This is a genomic window from Pseudomonas putida (assembly GCF_025905425.1).
GTDB lineage: Bacteria > Pseudomonadota > Gammaproteobacteria > Pseudomonadales > Pseudomonadaceae > Aquipseudomonas > Aquipseudomonas putida_AF.
The window spans coordinates 6,091,525-6,107,812 of record NZ_CP109603.1 but is presented as its reverse complement, the minus strand read 5'-3'; the positions used below and the strand labels follow the sequence as shown (position 1 = coordinate 6,107,812).

Sequence of the window (16,288 nt, the reverse complement as noted above, 5' to 3'; positions counted from 1 at the left end):
AAGAGCAGGACCACCCGCCATGTTCGATATCCGCAACTACCCCCATGCCCTGGCCGTCAGCCAATCCGCCACCCTCACTGACGACGATTACCGCCGCCTTTACCGCCAATCGGTGGAAGACCCCGACACCTTCTGGGCCGAGCAGGCCAAACGCCTGGACTGGATCAAACCCTGGTCGAGCGTGCAGCAGTGCGACCTGAAAACTGGCAAAGCCCGTTGGTTCGACGGTGGTCAGCTGAACGTCAGTTACAACTGCATCGACCGCCACCTGGCCCAGCGCGGCGAACAGACCGCCCTGCTCTGGGAGGGTGACGACCCCAAAGACGCCAAAGCCGTCACCTACCGCGAGCTGCACCGCCAGGTCTGCCGCCTGGCCAATGCCCTGAAAGCCCGCGGCGTGAAGAAAGGCGACCGGGTCTGCATCTACATGCCGATGATTCCCGAAGCGGCCTTCGCCATGCTCGCCTGCACGCGCTTGGGCGCCGTGCACTCGGTGGTATTCGGCGGCTTCTCGCCCGATGCCCTGCGTGATCGCATCCTCGATGCCGATTGCCGCACCGTGATCACGGCCGATGAAGGCATCCGCGGCGGCAAGCGCATCCCACTGAAGCTGAACGTCGACAAGGCGCTGACCAACTGCCCCAATGTCAGCAGCGTATTCGTCGTACAGCGTACGGGGGGTGACGTTGCCTGGAGCGACGGCCGTGACCTCTGGTATCACGAGGTCACGCAAAACGCAGGCGACGACTGCCCGCCTGAGCCGATGGAGGCGGAAGACCCGCTGTTCATCCTCTATACCTCCGGCAGCACCGGTAAACCCAAGGGCGTGCTGCACACCACTGGCGGCTACCTGCTGCAGGCCACGATGACCTTCAAGGTGGTCTTCGACTACCGCGATGGCGAAGTGTTCTGGTGCACAGCCGACGTCGGCTGGGTTACCGGCCACAGCTACATCGTCTATGGCCCGCTGGCCAATGGCGCCATTTCACTGATGTTCGAAGGTGTGCCCAACTACCCCGACACCTCGCGGTTCTGGCAGGTGGTGGACAAGCATCAGGTGAACATTTTCTACACGGCGCCCACCGCGTTGCGCGCATTGATGCGTGAAGGCTCCGGGCCGCTCAAGAGCACCACGCGCAAGAGCCTGCGCCTGCTCGGCAGCGTCGGCGAGCCGATCAACCCGGAAGCGTGGGAATGGTACTTCGAGGAAGTCGGCCAGAAGCGCTGCCCGATCGTCGATACCTGGTGGCAGACCGAGACCGGCGGCATCATGCTCACACCCTTGCCCAGCACGCAGAGGCTCAAGCCAGGCTGCGCCACCCAGCCCATGTTCGGTGTACAGCCGGTGCTGCTGGACGAAAAAGGCCAACTCATCGAAGGCCCCGGCGCGGGCGTGCTGGCCATCAAGGCCAGTTGGCCGGGGCAGATCCGCAGCGTCTATGGCGACCATCAACGCATGGTCGAAACCTACTTCAAACCCATGCCTGGCTACTACTTCACCGGTGACGGCGCACGCCGTGATGCCGATGGCGACTACTGGATAACCGGGCGCATCGACGACGTGATCAACGTGTCTGGCCACCGCATCGGCACTGCCGAGGTGGAAAGCGCGCTGGTCTTGCATGACAGCGTCGCCGAGGCGGCAGTGGTCGGCTACCCCCACGACCTCAAGGGCCAGGGCGTGTATGCCTTTGTCACCCCCATGAACGGTGTCGAGCCAAACGAGGCGCTCAAGGCCGAACTGCTGGCCCTGGTCAGCAAGGAAATCGGCAGCTTCGCCAAACCGGAACTGATTCAGTGGGCTCCGGCACTGCCCAAAACCCGCTCCGGCAAGATCATGCGGCGTATACTGCGCAAAATCGCCTGCAACGAGCTGGAAAACCTCGGCGATACCTCAACCCTGGCCGACCCGAGCGTGGTCCAGGGTTTGATCGACAAACGCCTTAACCAATAGCTGGCGGCCCCTGTTCATGGCCGCCCTGAACGACAGGTCGCCATGGAAGCCCTTCGCCGCCGTATCGAAACCCAGGTCATGAGCCTAACCGGGCTGGCCCTCGGCCAGCTCGACCTGGAATCGCCCAAGGGCGACCCAGGCCTGTTTGGCCCGCAGAGCATCAGTTGGCAGGTGCACGGCGATTTTCCGAGCATGCTGGTGGGCGGCATCAGTGCCCTCATGCTGCAACTGCTGCACCCCCTGGCCCTGGCCGGGGTGTGGGACCACTCGAACTTTCGCCAGGACCTGCTCGGCCGCTTGCGGCGCACCAGCCAGTTCATCTCCGGCACCACCTTTGGCTCGACCCGCGACGCCGAATGGCTGATTGAAAAGGTCCGTACCATTCACCTGCAGGTCACCGGCACCACTGCCGATGGCCGCCCCTATGCCGCCAGTGACCCAGGCTTGTTGACCTGGGTCCACGTGGCCGAGGTCAGCAGCTTTCTCGCCGCTCACCTGCGTTACCGCAACCCGCACCTGCCCCGCGCCGAGCAGGATGCCTACTACAACGAGATTGCCCTGATCGCCGAACGCCTTGGCGCCCGTGATGTACCGCGCTCCTGCCAGCAGGTCGAAGACTACCTCAGGCACATGCGCCCGCAACTGCAGTGCGATAGCCGCAGCCATGAGGTGGTCGACATCCTCCTCGCCGCCCCGGCGCCCAGCCGCCTGGCACAACCTGTCGGCAAGCTCATGCTGAACGCAGGCATCGACCTGCTGCCCGATTGGGCCCAGGCCATGCTCGGCCTACAACAAGGCCCTTTGCAGCGGCGCATGATCCGCCTAGGCCTGCAACGCACGGCGCCGGTACTGCGCTGGGCCATGCGCGACGGCTCGGCGCATCGGGCGAAACGCCGCATGGGTATCGAATGAGGCTAAATGGTCGCCTCAGCGGAACTGATTTAACGTGCCATACTCCAAGCTCTCCTGCTTAGACAGACGAAGCGACACATGTACAAAGGATTGACTCGCGCCCTCGGCGCCATGCTGGCCCTCGTAGCCCTGTATAGCCTCCTTGGCTTTCTCATTCTCCCCGGTGTTGCACTGCGCATTGCCAACCAGCAGCTGGCGCAATATGCCAGCGTGCCGGCGCACCTGCAGCGTATCGAACTGAACCCCTTCAGCCTCGAACTGACGCTGTGGGGCCTGCAGATCGGCGACCCCGGCAAGGAACAGGTCGGTTTCGAAAGGCTGTACGCCAACCTGTCGCTCGACAGCCTGTGGAGCGGTGCCCTGCACCTGACCGCGGTAGAGCTCGACAAACCGCGTAACGAAGTGCTGTTCGCCAAGGACGGTACGCTCAACCTGACCCAATTGTTCAAGCTGCCCCCCAGCGAAGCCAAGCCGGACCAGCCGCCCAGCGACCCGTTCCCGCTTCGCATCGCCCGCATCAAGCTCAAGGAAGGTTACCTGCACTTCCAGGATCAACGCCCGAGCGAGCCGATTGAGTTCCTCTACGACAACATGAACCTGGAGCTGAAAAACCTCAGCACCCTGCCGGACGACAATGCCGACATGACGTTGGTCGCCAACGGCCCGAATGGAGGGCGTATCGACTGGAGCGGTACCCTCAGCCTGTCGCCGATCGCCTCCGAAGGCACACTGAAGGTCACCGACGGCAAGATGAAGGCGTTCTGGCCGTATGTGCGTGATGCCGTGCCCCTGGTGCTGGAAGAAGGCATCATCAGCCTCGACACCCGCTACACCTTCAACCTGTCCAAGCAGACCGAGCTACGGCTGGACAACACCTCGGTAAAGGTAGCGCCGTTCGCCATCAAGGCACCGGATGGCCGGAAACTGGTGCGCCTGGCTAGCCTGGAAGTCAGCGAAACCTCCATCGACCTGGCCAAGCAACTGGTTACCGTCGGCAAGATTCGCAGCGACAAGCTCGAAACCTGGGCCGCCCTGGAAAAAGACGGCCAGCTCGACTGGCAAAAACTGTTCGCCAGCCAACCGGCCAAGGCCACGCCCAAAGAAAAGGCCGAACCGGCCGCCGCCGAACCTAAGCCTGAAACGCAAGCCACCAACGCGCCAGGCAAGCCCTGGCAAGTGCTGCTCAAGGACGTCCAACTGCGCAACTACACTGTGCACTTGGCAGACCGCAGCAAGAAGGAACCCGTGGCCCTGGATGTCGGCCCGCTCAATGTCGACCTGCAAGGCTTCGACAGCCTCAACCAGTCGCCCTTCACGCTCAAACTCGATACCGGTGTGGGCAAGCAAGGCAGGCTGCAGGCTGCAGGCCAGGTCAACCTGGCGCCAATCTGGGCCAAACTGGATGTCAGCACGCGCGACATCGACCTGCGTGTGGCCCAGGCCTACATCAGCCCGTTCATTCTGCTGGAGCTGCGCAGCGGCATGCTCGCCAGCGACCTCAAGGTCGACCTGAAAAGCACCGAGCCGCTGGCCTTCAACGTGACCGGCAAGGCCCAGGTCAACCAGCTGCATACGCTCGACACGATCAAGAGCCGCGACTTCGTGAAATGGCAGCAAGTGAACGTCGATGGCCTGTCCTATGTACACGGTGATGCCCTGTCGATCGACAAGGTGACCCTGCTGCAGCCTTATGCCCGCTTCATCATCAACGAAGACCGCACCACCAACGTCAACGACCTGCTGATTCCGCAGCCGGCCGATGCACCGGCATCGAAGTCCGCGAAACCGGCCAGCAACGACAAGCCGTTGGCCATACACATTGGCCAGATCGACATCAACGACGGCTCGGCCAACTTCGCCGACCTCTCCCTCACCCCCAACTTCGCCACGGCCGTGCAACAGCTCAACGGCCAGATCGGCACCCTCGACAACCGCAAGCCAACGCCCGCCAAGGTGGACATCAAGGGCAAGGTCGACCGTTATGCGCCGGTCACCATCAAGGGTGCGCTCAACCCGTTCAACCCACTGGCCAGCCTGGATATCGCCACCAGCTTCAAGCGGGTCGAGCTGACCACGCTGACACCCTACTCCGGCAAGTTCGCGGGCTTCCGTATCCGCAAGGGCCGGCTCAACCTCGACCTGCACTACCTGATCACCAACGGCCAGCTCAAGGCCGAGAACAAGGTGGTGGTCGAGCAATTGCAGTTGGGCGAGAAGGTCGACAGCCCGGACGCAGTGGACCTGCCGATCCGCCTGGCAGTCGCACTGCTCAAGGATACCGAGGGCAAGATTTCGATCGAGTTGCCGGTGTCCGGCGACCTCAACAACCCGCAGTTCAGCGTCATGCCGATCGTCTGGCAAACCCTGCGCAACCTGGTGCTGCGCGCGGCCCAGGCGCCGTTCAAGTTCATCGGCGGGCTGATTGCTGGCGGGGGTTCCGAGGACCTTGGCAATGTGGCGTTTGCCCCAGGCTCAAGTGAGCTCAGTGGTGACGCCCAGTCGTCCCTGGACAAGCTGGCCTCGGCACTCAAGGAGCGCCCGGAACTGCGCCTGGAAATCGAAGGTACCAGCGCGCAGAGCAGCGACGGCCCCTTGATCGCCCAGCAGCGTCTGGACCGCGAGTACCAGGCTACCTGGTACAAGATCCTGCAGCGCCGCGGCGACAAGGTACCTGCCAATGCCTCGATGCTGGTGGTCGATGACAGCGACAAGCCCGCGATGCTCGAAGGCATTTACCGCAATCGCCTCAAGCAGCAGCCCCCGGCCGAGTGGGAGCAACTGGGGCGCGACGAGCGCACCACCAAATTGCGCGAAGCGGTGATCAAGTCATGGGCCGAGAGCGCACCGTTGCTGCGGACCCTCGGCCAGGAGCGGGCCAGCAGCATCAAGGACTATTTGGTAGACAAGGGCAAGCTGGAAGACGACCGGGTGTACTTCATCGACACCACCCTGGGCAAGGCCGAAAGCGATGGCCGGGTGATTACGCCGATGCACCTGGATGCCGAGTAATCGCTGCTAGCAGGCCTGGCCTTTTCGCGGGCAAGCCCGCTCCCACAGATCCGTGTGGGAGCGGGCTTGCCCGCGAATAACCCAACACAACGCTCAGACCAACCGCTGCCCCGACACCGCCGGGTGATACAGCGGCTGTACCTTATTCCCCGCCGGGTCCAGCAGGTGGAAGCTGCGCGCCCCGTCACCATGGTTGAACGGGCGGTCCAGTAAGGTCACACCGCGTGCCTTGAAGTACTGGTACCAGGCTTCCAGCTCTTCCACGCTGTCGACGATGAAGCCGTAATGATCGAGCGTCTGCAAGCCATTGGCCGCCCCCGCACCGCGCCCCAGCGACAGGTTGTCGTTACCGCAGGTCAGGTAGACCAGGTCTTCGTTGGCCCGGTTCAGCACCTCCATGCCAAGTACATCGACGTAAAAACGCTCGCACTCCTCAAGATTGGGTACCAGCAAGGCAATGTGACGCAAGCCGTTCAAGCGACCAGGGCGGGCAGGTATTTCAGACATTGGCACGACTCCTTTTTTGTATACAATTCGCATCTGAATGTAAAACAAAAGGAGCTCTATGTGTATAGCCTGTTCATAAAGACGCGTGTGAAGCCCGGCTGCGCCGAGGCTTTTCTGGCTGCCATCAAGGTCAATGCCGCCGCGTCAGTCGCCAACGAACCCGGTTGCCTGGTGTTCGACGTCTGCCAAGACCGCCTCGAACCCGAGGTCATCTACCTCTACGAGATCTACCAGGACGACGCCGCCTATGAAGCACACACCCAGACGGCGCACTTTCGCGACAGCCGCCCGCTAGTTGAACCCCTGATCGCCGAGCAGGACTGCTTCGAGAGCGATGTAATCGCCCGCAACCCGGGCTTTTGAAGCTGCCAACGAAAAGCCCCGGCAGGTTGCCGGGGCTTTTTGTGTTGGTGGCCAAGTCCTTTTGGCCGACGGGACGTCCCTTATTCCGACTTCAGGCCGTCGGCCGACACGGCCTGAACGCCTTTGATCTTCTTGGCGATGGCCACGGCCATCTCTTTCTGCGAATCGGTCACTGCCACATCGGAAGACAGCGATACGACACCCTTGTTGGTTTCAACCTTGATATCACTGCCAGGCACACCTTTCTCGGTCATCAGGTCAGCCTTCACCTTGGTGGTGATCCAGGTATCGGAGGCCGCTTCCTTGGTTTTGGTCACCTCACCGGCCGCCAGCGTCATCGGGGCCTGGGTGGACTGTTGGGCGAATGCCGCGTTAGCCATGGTCAGGGTCAGAGCGGTAGCAGTAGCGGCAGCAATGGCGAACTTCTTCATGTGAGTCACTCCTGTTTTTCGAAAGGTCTGCGCCGTTATTCCTGGCTGCAGGTATGAAGGTAGATGCATGTGCTGTGCCAGCTTTTCAGATTTTATTTATTTCTTATAAATCAACTACTTAGACTTTACGCATCAATAGATGGATCGTGCAATTTGCAACCTGCGGGGTAAACCTGCGTGCAAGATGCAACTGTGCAAAAGGTTCCTTACAGGCAAAAAAAAGAGCCCCGAAGGGCTCTTTTTCTTTTGCGTGTCAGTCGCTTAGACGCCGGAGGCCTTGGCCGCAGCTACGTCTTTGATCGACAGCTTGATACGGCCGCGGTTGTCCACGTCCAGTACCAGTACTTCAACTTCCTGGCCTTCTTTCAGGATGTCGGTGACTTTCTCGACGCGAGCATCGCTCAGCATGGAGATGTGCACCAGGCCATCCTTGCCAGGCAGGATGTTGACGAAGGCACCGAAATCAACGATGCGCTCGACCTTGCCGACATAGATCTTGCCGATCTCGGCCTCAGCGGTGATGCCCAGGATGCGCTGACGAGCTGCTTCAGCCGCTTCCTTGGTTTCGCCGAAGATCTTGATCGAGCCGTCGTCTTCGATGTCGATCGAAGCCTTGGTCTCTTCGCAGATGGCGCGGATGGTGGCGCCGCCTTTGCCGATGACGTCACGGATCTTGTCGGTGTCGATCTTCATCGCGATCATGGTCGGGGCGTTGGCCGACAGCTCGGTACGCGATTGACCGATGATCTGGTTCATCTGGCCGAGGATGTTCAGGCGCGCTTCCAGGGCTTGGCCCAGGGCGATCTCCATGATCTCTTCGGTGATGCCGTTGATCTTGATGTCCATCTGCAGTGCAGTAACGCCTTTGGCGGTACCGGCAACCTTGAAGTCCATGTCGCCCAGGTGGTCTTCGTCACCCAGGATGTCGGTCAGGACTGCGAACTTCTCGCCTTCCTTGACCAGGCCCATGGCGATACCGGCAACCGGCGCCTTCATCGGCACACCAGCGTCCATCAGCGCCAGGGAAGCACCGCAGACCGAAGCCATGGAGCTGGAACCGTTGGACTCGGTGATTTCCGATACCACACGGATGGTGTACGGGAACACGTCGGCGGCAGGCAGCATGGCCTGTACCGAACGGCGGGCCAGACGGCCGTGGCCGATTTCACGACGGCCAGCACCGCCCATGCGGCCACACTCGCCCACCGAGAACGGCGGGAAGTTGTAGTGCAGCATGAAGGGGTCTTTCTTCTCGCCTTCGAGGGTGTCCAGCAGCTGAGCGTCACGGGCAGTACCCAGGGTCGCAACGACCAGGGCCTGGGTTTCGCCACGGGTGAACAGCGCCGAACCGTGAGTCTTCGGCAGAACGCCGACTTCGATGTTCAGCGGGCGAACGGTCTTGGTGTCACGACCGTCGATACGCGGCTTGCCGTTGACGATGTTTTCGCGAACGGTGCGGTATTCGATTTCGCCGAAGATTTCTTTGACTTCGGAGGCCGATGGCTGGCCTTCTTCACCGGAGAACTTGGCGATCGCCTGATCGCGCAGCTCGCCCAGGCGCGCGTAGCGGTCGGCCTTGACGGTGATGGTGTAGCCCTGCGAAACGCCTTCGCCGAATTCGGCGCGGATGGCGTTGAACAGTTCGGTGTTGGCAACGGCTGGTTTCCAGTCCCAGGTCGGCTTGGCAGCTTCGGCGGCCAGCTCTTTGACAGCCTGGATAACAGCCTGGAATTCGTCGTGGGCGAACAGCACGGCGCCCAGCATCTGGTCTTCGGTCAGCTCTTGGGCTTCCGATTCAACCATCAGCACGGCGTCGGAGGTACCGGCAACGACCATGTCCAGGCTGGAGGCAGCCAGTTGCTCGTAAGTCGGGTTCAGCAGGTAGCCGGTGCTTTCGTGGAAGGCAACGCGGGCGGCGCCAATCGGGCCTTCGAACGGAATGCCGGAGATAGCCAGGGCAGCCGAGGTACCGATCATCGCAGCGATGTCCGGATCGGTCTTCTTGCTGGTGGAAACCACGGTGCAGACGACCTGGACTTCGTTCATGAAGCCTTCAGGGAACAGCGGACGGATCGGACGGTCGATCAGGCGCGAGGTCAGGGTCTCTTTCTCGGAAGGACGGCCTTCACGCTTGAAGAAGCCACCCGGGATCTTGCCGGCGGCGTAGGTCTTTTCCTGGTAGTGGACCGACAGTGGGAAGAAACCCTTGCCTGGATCGGCCTGTTTGGCACCAACAACGGTCACCAGCACAGTGACGTCGTTGTCGACGGTAACCAGCACTGCGCCGGTTGCCTGACGGGCAATACGGCCCGTTTCGAGAGTAACGGTCGATTGACCGAACTGGAATGTCTTGATTACCGGGTTCACGGTTTCCTACCTTTTCAGTGGCTCTGGGGGGAACTGGTTTCTTGCGAATTCTTGGGCAGAACGGGGAATCGGCCCCATTGACCGTCCAGATACAACACGAGGCTGGGAGCCTGGCAGAAGCGCGGAAAACCGCTCATCTTAACCAGGCTGCCAACCTCGGAGATACGCATGGCGTGCCCAAAGACAACGCTGCCAGGCAGCGTTGCCAATGCATGAGACACGCCATGCACACCACTGGCCAGGCCGCTATTAGCGACGCAGGCCCAGGCGACCGATCAGGGCGCTGTAACGCGTGGTGTCTTTGCCCTTCAGGTAGTCCAGCAGCTTACGACGCTGGTTAACCATACGGATCAGGCCACGACGCGAGTGGTGGTCTTTACCGTTGGCCTTGAAGTGGCCTTGCAGCTTGTTGATGTTCGCGGTCAGCAGAGCAACCTGAACTTCCGGGCTACCAGTGTCGCCAGCAGCTTGCTGGTAGTCGGTAACGATTTGAGCTTTTTCTTCAACGCTGAGGGCCATGTGGCAACTCCTGATAACGGATCCCGCGAGCGGGGTCCAATAGGCCAGGGACAAATCCCTGTATTAATAAGAAAGGTGTGACCGTGCCTACTGACAGCCACCCTTGATTCCGTAGGGCTCGGCTGAAGCCTTACCCTGCGGTTTCGGTCATTCCGACCGAATCAGCCGACGTGGCGCAATGCGCCCGTCTTCACTCACTTCACCGATACCGATGAAGCGAGCATTGTGATCTTGTACCCGGACCATGCCAAACTGCGGCGCGTCCGGCGCGCGTACCGCCTGCCCATGCAGCCAGTAGAACGCACTGTGTTCGGACAGGCACACCAGGGGCCAGTCCAGCAGGCCGCTGTCGGAAGGCATCAGGAAGCGATCGAGTGCTTCGTTGCCGCCTTCGGCATGGACCTGTTCGAGTTCTTCGAGGGTCACCGTCTGTGCCAGCTCGAAGGGCCCGGCCTGGGTCCTGCGCAGCTCGGCGACATAGGCGCCACAGCCAAGGGCTTCGCCGATATCCTCCACCAGGGTGCGGATATAGGTGCCTTTGCTGCATCCTACACTCAGCCGTGCACGGGTGCCTTCGCTCTCGAGCAACTCCAAGCGGTTAATAGTAACAGAACGCGCCTCGCGCTCCACTACCTCTCCAGCACGTGCCAGCTTGTACAGCGGCTGGCCGTCACGCTTGAGCGCCGAGTACATCGGCGGTATCTGGCTGATCGGGCCGCGAAAACGTGGCAGCAGGGCCTCGATGTCGGCACGACCAACGGTCACCTCACGGGTCTGCAGGACCTCGCCTTCAGCATCGGCAGTATTGGTAGTCTGCCCCAGCTGCATGACGGTTTCGTAGCCCTTGTCGGAATCGAGCAGGTACTGCGAAAACTTGGTCGCTTCACCGAAGCACAACGGCAGAACGCCGGTTGCCAGCGGGTCGAGGCTGCCGGTGTGGCCAGCCTTCTCCGCGTTCAGCAACCAGCGGACTTTCTGCAGTGCCGCGTTGGAGGTAAAGCCAAGCGGCTTGTCGAGCAGGATGATGCCGCTGACATTGCGGCGGATACGTTTGACCTGGGCCACCGCTTACTCCTTGGTGTCCAGCTCGTCGGTATCCTTGTGCAGGCGGTCTTCGGCCACTGCACGCTCGATCAGCGCCGACAGGTGTACACCGCGGCTGACGCTTTCATCGAAGTGGAAATGCAGCTGGGGCACGCTGCGCAGTTGCATCGAGCGGCCCAGGTGCAGGCGCAGGAAGCTGGCGGCGCTGTTCAGCGCCTTGAGCGACTGCTGCACGGCATCCGGCGTTTCCTCGCCCATGACGGTGATGAACACCTTGGCATGGCCCACGTCACGGCTGACATCCACGGCAGTGATGGTCACCAGACCGACACGTGGATCTTTGACTTCGCGGCGGATCAGTTCGGCCAGCTCGCGCTGCATCTGATCACCGATACGTTGGGTACGGCTATATTCTTTGGCCATTCTTGCTACCTGTAACTTAAAGCGGCAAACGCCCGGTCAGGCTGATGCCTGACCGGGCGCTACCTATAAAGGCGCCGCCAACCGCCCTGTAGCGGGGGCTTGCGGCAAGCTCGCCCTTAGAGGGTACGAGCCACCTGGACTTTCTCGAAGACTTCGATCTTGTCGCCGACCTTGACGTCGTTGTAGCTCTTGACGCCAATACCGCACTCCATGCCCGAACGTACTTCGGCAGCGTCGTCCTTGAAGCGACGCAGCGATTCCAGCTCGCCTTCGAAGATCACAACGTCCTCGCGCAGTACGCGGATCGGACGGTTGCGGTACACGGTACCTTCGATGACCATACAGCCAGCGACGGCGCCGAACTTCGGCGAACGGAACACATCACGCACTTCGGCGACACCCAGGATGTTCTCGCGAACATCGCTGCCGAGCATGCCGGTCAGGGCTTTCTTGACGTCTTCGATGATGTCGTAGATCACGTTGTAGTAACGCATATCCAGACCTTCCTGCTCGACGATCTTGCGCGCACCGGCATCGGCACGCACGTTGAAGCCGAACAGCACCGCGTTGGACGCCAGCGCCAGGTTGGCGTCGCTCTCGGTGATACCACCAACGCCACCACCGATCACGCGAACCTGTACTTCGTCGTTGCCCAGGCCGCCGAGCGAGCCGTTCAACGCTTCCAGGGAACCACGCACATCGGTCTTGAGGACGATGTTGAGGGTCTTCTTCTCTTCCTGACCCATGGTCTCGAAGATGTTTTCCAGCTTGCCGGCGTGAGCACGGGCCAGCTTGACCTCGCGGTACTTGCCTTGACGGAACAGGGCAACTTCACGGGCTTTCTTCTCGTCAGCAACCACGGACAGCTCGTCACCGGCTTCCGGGGTACCGTCCAGGCCGAGGATCTCGACCGGGATCGACGGGCCAGCTTCCTTCACAGGCTTGCCGTTCTCGTCGAGCATGGCACGTACGCGGCCATAGTTGGAACCGCACAGCACCATGTCGCCCTGACGCAGGGTACCGTCCTGAACCAGGATGGTGGCCACTGGGCCACGGCCCTTGTCCAGGCGCGATTCGACGACGACACCACGACCAGGAGCGGTCGGAGTAGCGGTCAGTTCGAGGATCTCGGCCTGCAGCAGAACGGCTTCGAGCAGTTCGTCAACACCGGTACCCATCTTCGCCGAAACCTTGACGAACGGCGTGTCACCACCCCAGTCCTCGGAGGTAACGCCTTCGACGGACAGCTCGTTGCGGATACGATCGAGGTCCGCACCTGGCTTGTCGATCTTGTTCACTGCGACAACCAGTGGGACGCCAGCAGCCTTGGCATGCTGAACGGCTTCACGGGTTTGCGGCATCACGCCGTCGTCCGCCGCCACCACCAGGATGACGATGTCGGTCGCCTTGGCACCACGAGCACGCATTTGAGTGAACGCAGCGTGGCCCGGGGTATCGAGGAAGGTGACCATGCCGCGGTCGGTTTCCACGTGGTAGGCGCCGATGTGCTGGGTGATACCGCCGGCTTCGCCAGCAGCAACCTTGGCACGACGGATGTAGTCGAGCAGCGAGGTCTTACCGTGGTCAACGTGGCCCATGACGGTAACGACCGGGGCACGCGACGTGGCTTCACCTTCGAACTTCAGCGATTCGGCCAGGGAGTCTTCCAGCGCAGTATCGCTGACCAGCTTGACCTTGTGGCCCAGCTCTTCTGCGATCAGCTGAGCGGTTTCCTGGTCGAGCACCTGGTTGATGGTGACCGGAGTACCCATCTTGAACATGAACTTGACCACTTCAGCGCCCTTGACGGACATCTGGTTGGCCAGTTCAGAGACGGTAATCGTCTCGCCGATGGTCACGTCACGGATGACGGGGCCAGTCGGGCTCTGGAAGCCATGAGCATTACGCTTCTTCAGCTTGCCCTTGCCACGACCACCGCGACGACCGCCATCGCTCTCTTCTTCGGTAGTACGCGGAGCAGCACGTGGAGTCGGCGCTTTTTCCTTCTCCTTGACCTTGACCTTGATCGACACGCGAGGCGCTTCGCCACGACGACGATCGTCATCGCGAGTGCGGCTTTCGTTGCGACGGGTCTCGTCTTTCTTGCGCTCGGCGGCACGTGCAGCGGCATCTTCCGATGCCGGCGCGTCAGCGACTACCGGTGCAGGGGCAGCTGCGGCGGCAGCGGCAGGCGCGGCAGCCGGCTTGGCAGCTGGGGCTGCAGGGGCGGCATCAGCGGACTGACGACGGGCCTGCTCTTCGTTGCGCTGGCGAACGTCGGCGTCAACCTTGTCACGCGCAGCGTTTTCCGCCGCACGGCGCTCATCTTGCTCGCGCTTCTGCTCAGCCTGGATCTCTTCCGGGCTGCGCTGAACGAAAACTTTCTTCTTGCGTACTTCTACGCTAATGCTCTTGCTACCGGCGACACGCAGGGTGCTGGTGGTTTTGCGCTGCAAGGTAATCTTGCGCGGCTCTTCCGCCTTGCTCTTGTGGCTGCTTTTCAAATGAGTCAGCAGAGTCTGCTTCTCATTGTCGGTCACTACCTGACCGGCGTCGGTGTGCGGCAGACCTGCCTCACGCATCTGCTGCAGCAGGCGCTCTACCGGTGCCTCGACCTCTTGGGCCAGTTCTTTCACCGTGACTTGCGTCATGCACTTCTCTCCTCAGGCCGCGCCTAATTACTCGAACCAGTGGGCTCGGGCGGCCATGATCAACTTGCCGGCACGCTCTTCGTCGATGCCGTCGATGTCGAGCAGATCGTCGATCGACTGCTCGGCCAGGTCTTCGCGGTTAACCACGCCGCGCACCGCCAGTTCCGCCGCCAGGTCCTTGTCCATGCCCTCAAGGGAGAGCAGGTCTTCGGCCGGATGGGCGTCTGCCAGTTTTTCTTCGGTAGCGATGGCCTTGGTCAACAAACGGTCCTTGGCTCGAGCGCGGAGCTCATTGACGATATCTTCGTCAAAGCCATCGATGTTGAGCATTTCTTCCAACGGTACGTAGGCAATTTCTTCGAGGCTGGTAAAGCCTTCGTCGACCAGCACTTGGGCCAGCTCCTCGTCGACTTCCAGTTCATCGATGAAATTGCGCAGGATGTCACCGGTTTCTGCTTGCTGCTTGGCCTGGATGTCCTTTTCGGTCATCACGTTCAAGGTCCAGCCGGTCAACTGACTGGCCAAACGAACGTTCTGACCGCCACGGCCAATGGCCTGGGCAAGGTTGTCTTCGGCGACGGCGATGTCCATGGCATGGGCATCCTCGTCAACGATAATCGCCGCGACTTCAGCCGGCGACATGGCGTTGATGACGAACTGCGCCGGGTTATCGTCCCAGAGGACGATATCCACACGCTCACCACCCAACTCTCCGGATACGGCCTGGACGCGCGAACCGCGCATGCCGATACAGGCACCTTGCGGGTCGATACGCTTGTCCTTGGAGCGGACGGCGATCTTGGCTCGCGAACCCGGATCACGGGAGGCAGCCATGACTTCAATGAGGCCCTCGGCAATTTCCGGCACTTCAATGCGGAAAAGCTCGATCAGCATCTGTGGCGCAGTGCGCGACAGGATCAGCTGAGGACCACGGTTTTCAGTGCGGATTTCCTTGAGCAGTGCACGCAGGCGCACGCCAACCCGGAAAGTCTCGCGGGGAATGATGTCTTCGCGAGCCAGCAAGGCCTCGGCGTTGTTGCCCAGGTCAACGATGACGTTGTCGCGGGTAACTTTTTTGACGGTACCGGAGATGATCTCACCCACGCGTTCGCGGTAGGCATCGACCACCTGGGCGCGCTCGGCCTCACGGACCTTCTGCACGATGACCTGCTTGGCGGTCTGGGCGGCGATACGACCGAACTCGATAGACTCGATCTTCTCCTCGATCACGTCACCGACCTTGGCTTCAGGGTGGGTCTCGTGAATCTTGCTCAACCAGGTCTCGATCGCCGGATCATCAAGATCGGCTTCATCGACCACGGTCCAGCGACGGAAGGTCTCGTAGCTACCGGTGTGGCGGTTGATTTCCACACGCAGGTCGACTTCGTCCTCAAAACGTTTTTTGGTTGCAGTGGCCAGGGCCACTTCCAGCGCTTCGAAAATGACGCCGGGCGGTACACCTTTTTCGTTGGATACCGATTCAACAACCAGCAGTACTTCTTTGCTCATCGTACGCCTCGCCTTGCGCAAGCCATTAGGCCCGGATAGTCCGCCGGGCCCGGCACGTCTCAGTCAAAACTGGGAATAATATTGGCCTTGTCGATCGAGTCGATCGGCAACAGGAACTCCTGGTCGTCCACCTGGACCACCACATCCTGCTCCTCCACACCGCGGAGAAGGCCCTGGAAGTTACGACGACCCTCGAAGGGTGAGCGCAGCTTGATCTTCACTTGTTCGCCGGCATGCGAGGCAAACTGTTCAAGCGTGAACAGTGGGCGTTCCATGCCTGGAGAGGACACCTCAAGGGTGTATTCAGAGCTGATCGGATCTTCTACATCGAGAACACCGCTGATCTGGCGGCTGACGATTGCGCAGTCGTCCACCAGAATCCCGCCTTCTTTGTCGATATAGACGCGTAGTACCGAATGCTTGCCCTGGGAGACGAACTCGATCCCCCAGCATTCAAAGCCCAGCCCCGTAACCACCGGGGCCAACAAGGCCTGCAACTGTTCTAGCTTGCTCGACACCTGAACCCCCTCGTGCATGCTGTGCAAATAAAAAATGGGCGAAGCGCCCATCCCTGAAAGCGCCGTTGGACAACGACGCCG

13 protein-coding genes are annotated in these 16,288 nt (G+C 61.0%); 4 read left to right on the top strand and 9 right to left on the bottom strand.

The window, feature by feature from the left end; all coding sequences use genetic code 11:
* Positions 1 to 19 precede the first annotated feature (19 nt).
* From acs to OGV19_RS27485, 3 genes are all read left to right on the top strand, one after another.
* Positions 20 to 1,954: an acetate--CoA ligase gene (gene acs / locus OGV19_RS27495; RefSeq protein ID WP_264311533.1), complete on the top strand. Its 1,935-nt coding sequence runs from the start codon at positions 20 to 22 to the stop codon at positions 1,952 to 1,954.
* Positions 1,955 to 1,996: 42 nt separating this feature from the next.
* Entirely contained in the window at positions 1,997 to 2,866 is an 870-nt protein-coding gene (locus tag OGV19_RS27490) for an oxygenase MpaB family protein (protein ID WP_264311532.1), read from the top strand.
* A 78-nt stretch (positions 2,867 to 2,944) separates the two neighbouring features.
* The gene (locus OGV19_RS27485) at positions 2,945 to 5,875 is read left to right on the top strand and encodes a DUF748 domain-containing protein (protein WP_264311531.1); all 2,931 of its coding nucleotides are present in this window, start codon (positions 2,945 to 2,947) and stop codon (positions 5,873 to 5,875) included.
* A gap of 93 nt (positions 5,876 to 5,968) precedes the next feature.
* On the opposite strand, the gene OGV19_RS27480 is transcribed toward OGV19_RS27485, so the two are convergent.
* Positions 5,969 to 6,382: a VOC family protein gene (locus OGV19_RS27480; RefSeq protein WP_264311530.1), complete on the bottom strand. Its 414-nt coding sequence runs from the start codon at positions 6,380 to 6,382 to the stop codon at positions 5,969 to 5,971.
* A gap of 60 nt (positions 6,383 to 6,442) precedes the next feature.
* Here OGV19_RS27480 and OGV19_RS27475 point away from each other — a divergent pair, with 60 nt between their 5' ends.
* A complete protein-coding gene (locus OGV19_RS27475) occupies positions 6,443 to 6,745 on the top strand; it encodes a heme-binding protein (RefSeq protein ID WP_264311529.1) in 303 nt (100 codons plus the stop codon).
* Between the two features lie 80 nt (positions 6,746 to 6,825).
* Here OGV19_RS27475 and OGV19_RS27470 read toward each other — a convergent pair whose 3' ends face one another.
* The 8 genes from OGV19_RS27470 to rimP all read right to left on the bottom strand — a co-directional run bounded on the left by OGV19_RS27470 (position 6,826) and on the right by rimP (position 16,207).
* Complete coding sequence (locus tag OGV19_RS27470; protein ID WP_264311528.1) at positions 6,826 to 7,176, bottom strand: BON domain-containing protein; 351 nt, start codon at positions 7,174 to 7,176, stop codon at positions 6,826 to 6,828.
* A gap of 261 nt (positions 7,177 to 7,437) precedes the next feature.
* The gene (pnp, locus tag OGV19_RS27465; RefSeq protein WP_264311527.1) at positions 7,438 to 9,543 is read right to left on the bottom strand and encodes a polyribonucleotide nucleotidyltransferase; all 2,106 of its coding nucleotides are present in this window, start codon (positions 9,541 to 9,543) and stop codon (positions 7,438 to 7,440) included.
* Between the two features lie 249 nt (positions 9,544 to 9,792).
* The gene (rpsO, locus tag OGV19_RS27460) at positions 9,793 to 10,062 is read right to left on the bottom strand and encodes a 30S ribosomal protein S15 (protein ID WP_016489163.1); all 270 of its coding nucleotides are present in this window, start codon (positions 10,060 to 10,062) and stop codon (positions 9,793 to 9,795) included.
* Positions 10,063 to 10,209: 147 nt separating this feature from the next.
* Positions 10,210 to 11,127, bottom strand: coding sequence for a tRNA pseudouridine(55) synthase TruB (truB, locus tag OGV19_RS27455; protein WP_264311526.1), 918 nt, complete (start codon positions 11,125 to 11,127; stop codon positions 10,210 to 10,212).
* A 3-nt stretch (positions 11,128 to 11,130) separates the two neighbouring features.
* Positions 11,131 to 11,529: a 30S ribosome-binding factor RbfA gene (gene rbfA, locus OGV19_RS27450; RefSeq protein WP_264311525.1), complete on the bottom strand. Its 399-nt coding sequence runs from the start codon at positions 11,527 to 11,529 to the stop codon at positions 11,131 to 11,133.
* Between the two features lie 116 nt (positions 11,530 to 11,645).
* The gene (infB, locus tag OGV19_RS27445) at positions 11,646 to 14,180 is read right to left on the bottom strand and encodes a translation initiation factor IF-2 (RefSeq protein ID WP_264311524.1); all 2,535 of its coding nucleotides are present in this window, start codon (positions 14,178 to 14,180) and stop codon (positions 11,646 to 11,648) included.
* 27 nt (positions 14,181 to 14,207) lie between these two features.
* Complete coding sequence (gene nusA / locus OGV19_RS27440; protein WP_027595024.1) at positions 14,208 to 15,689, bottom strand: transcription termination factor NusA; 1,482 nt, start codon at positions 15,687 to 15,689, stop codon at positions 14,208 to 14,210.
* A gap of 59 nt (positions 15,690 to 15,748) precedes the next feature.
* Complete coding sequence (gene rimP / locus OGV19_RS27435; protein WP_264311523.1) at positions 15,749 to 16,207, bottom strand: ribosome maturation factor RimP; 459 nt, start codon at positions 16,205 to 16,207, stop codon at positions 15,749 to 15,751.
* Positions 16,208 to 16,288 lie beyond the last annotated feature (81 nt).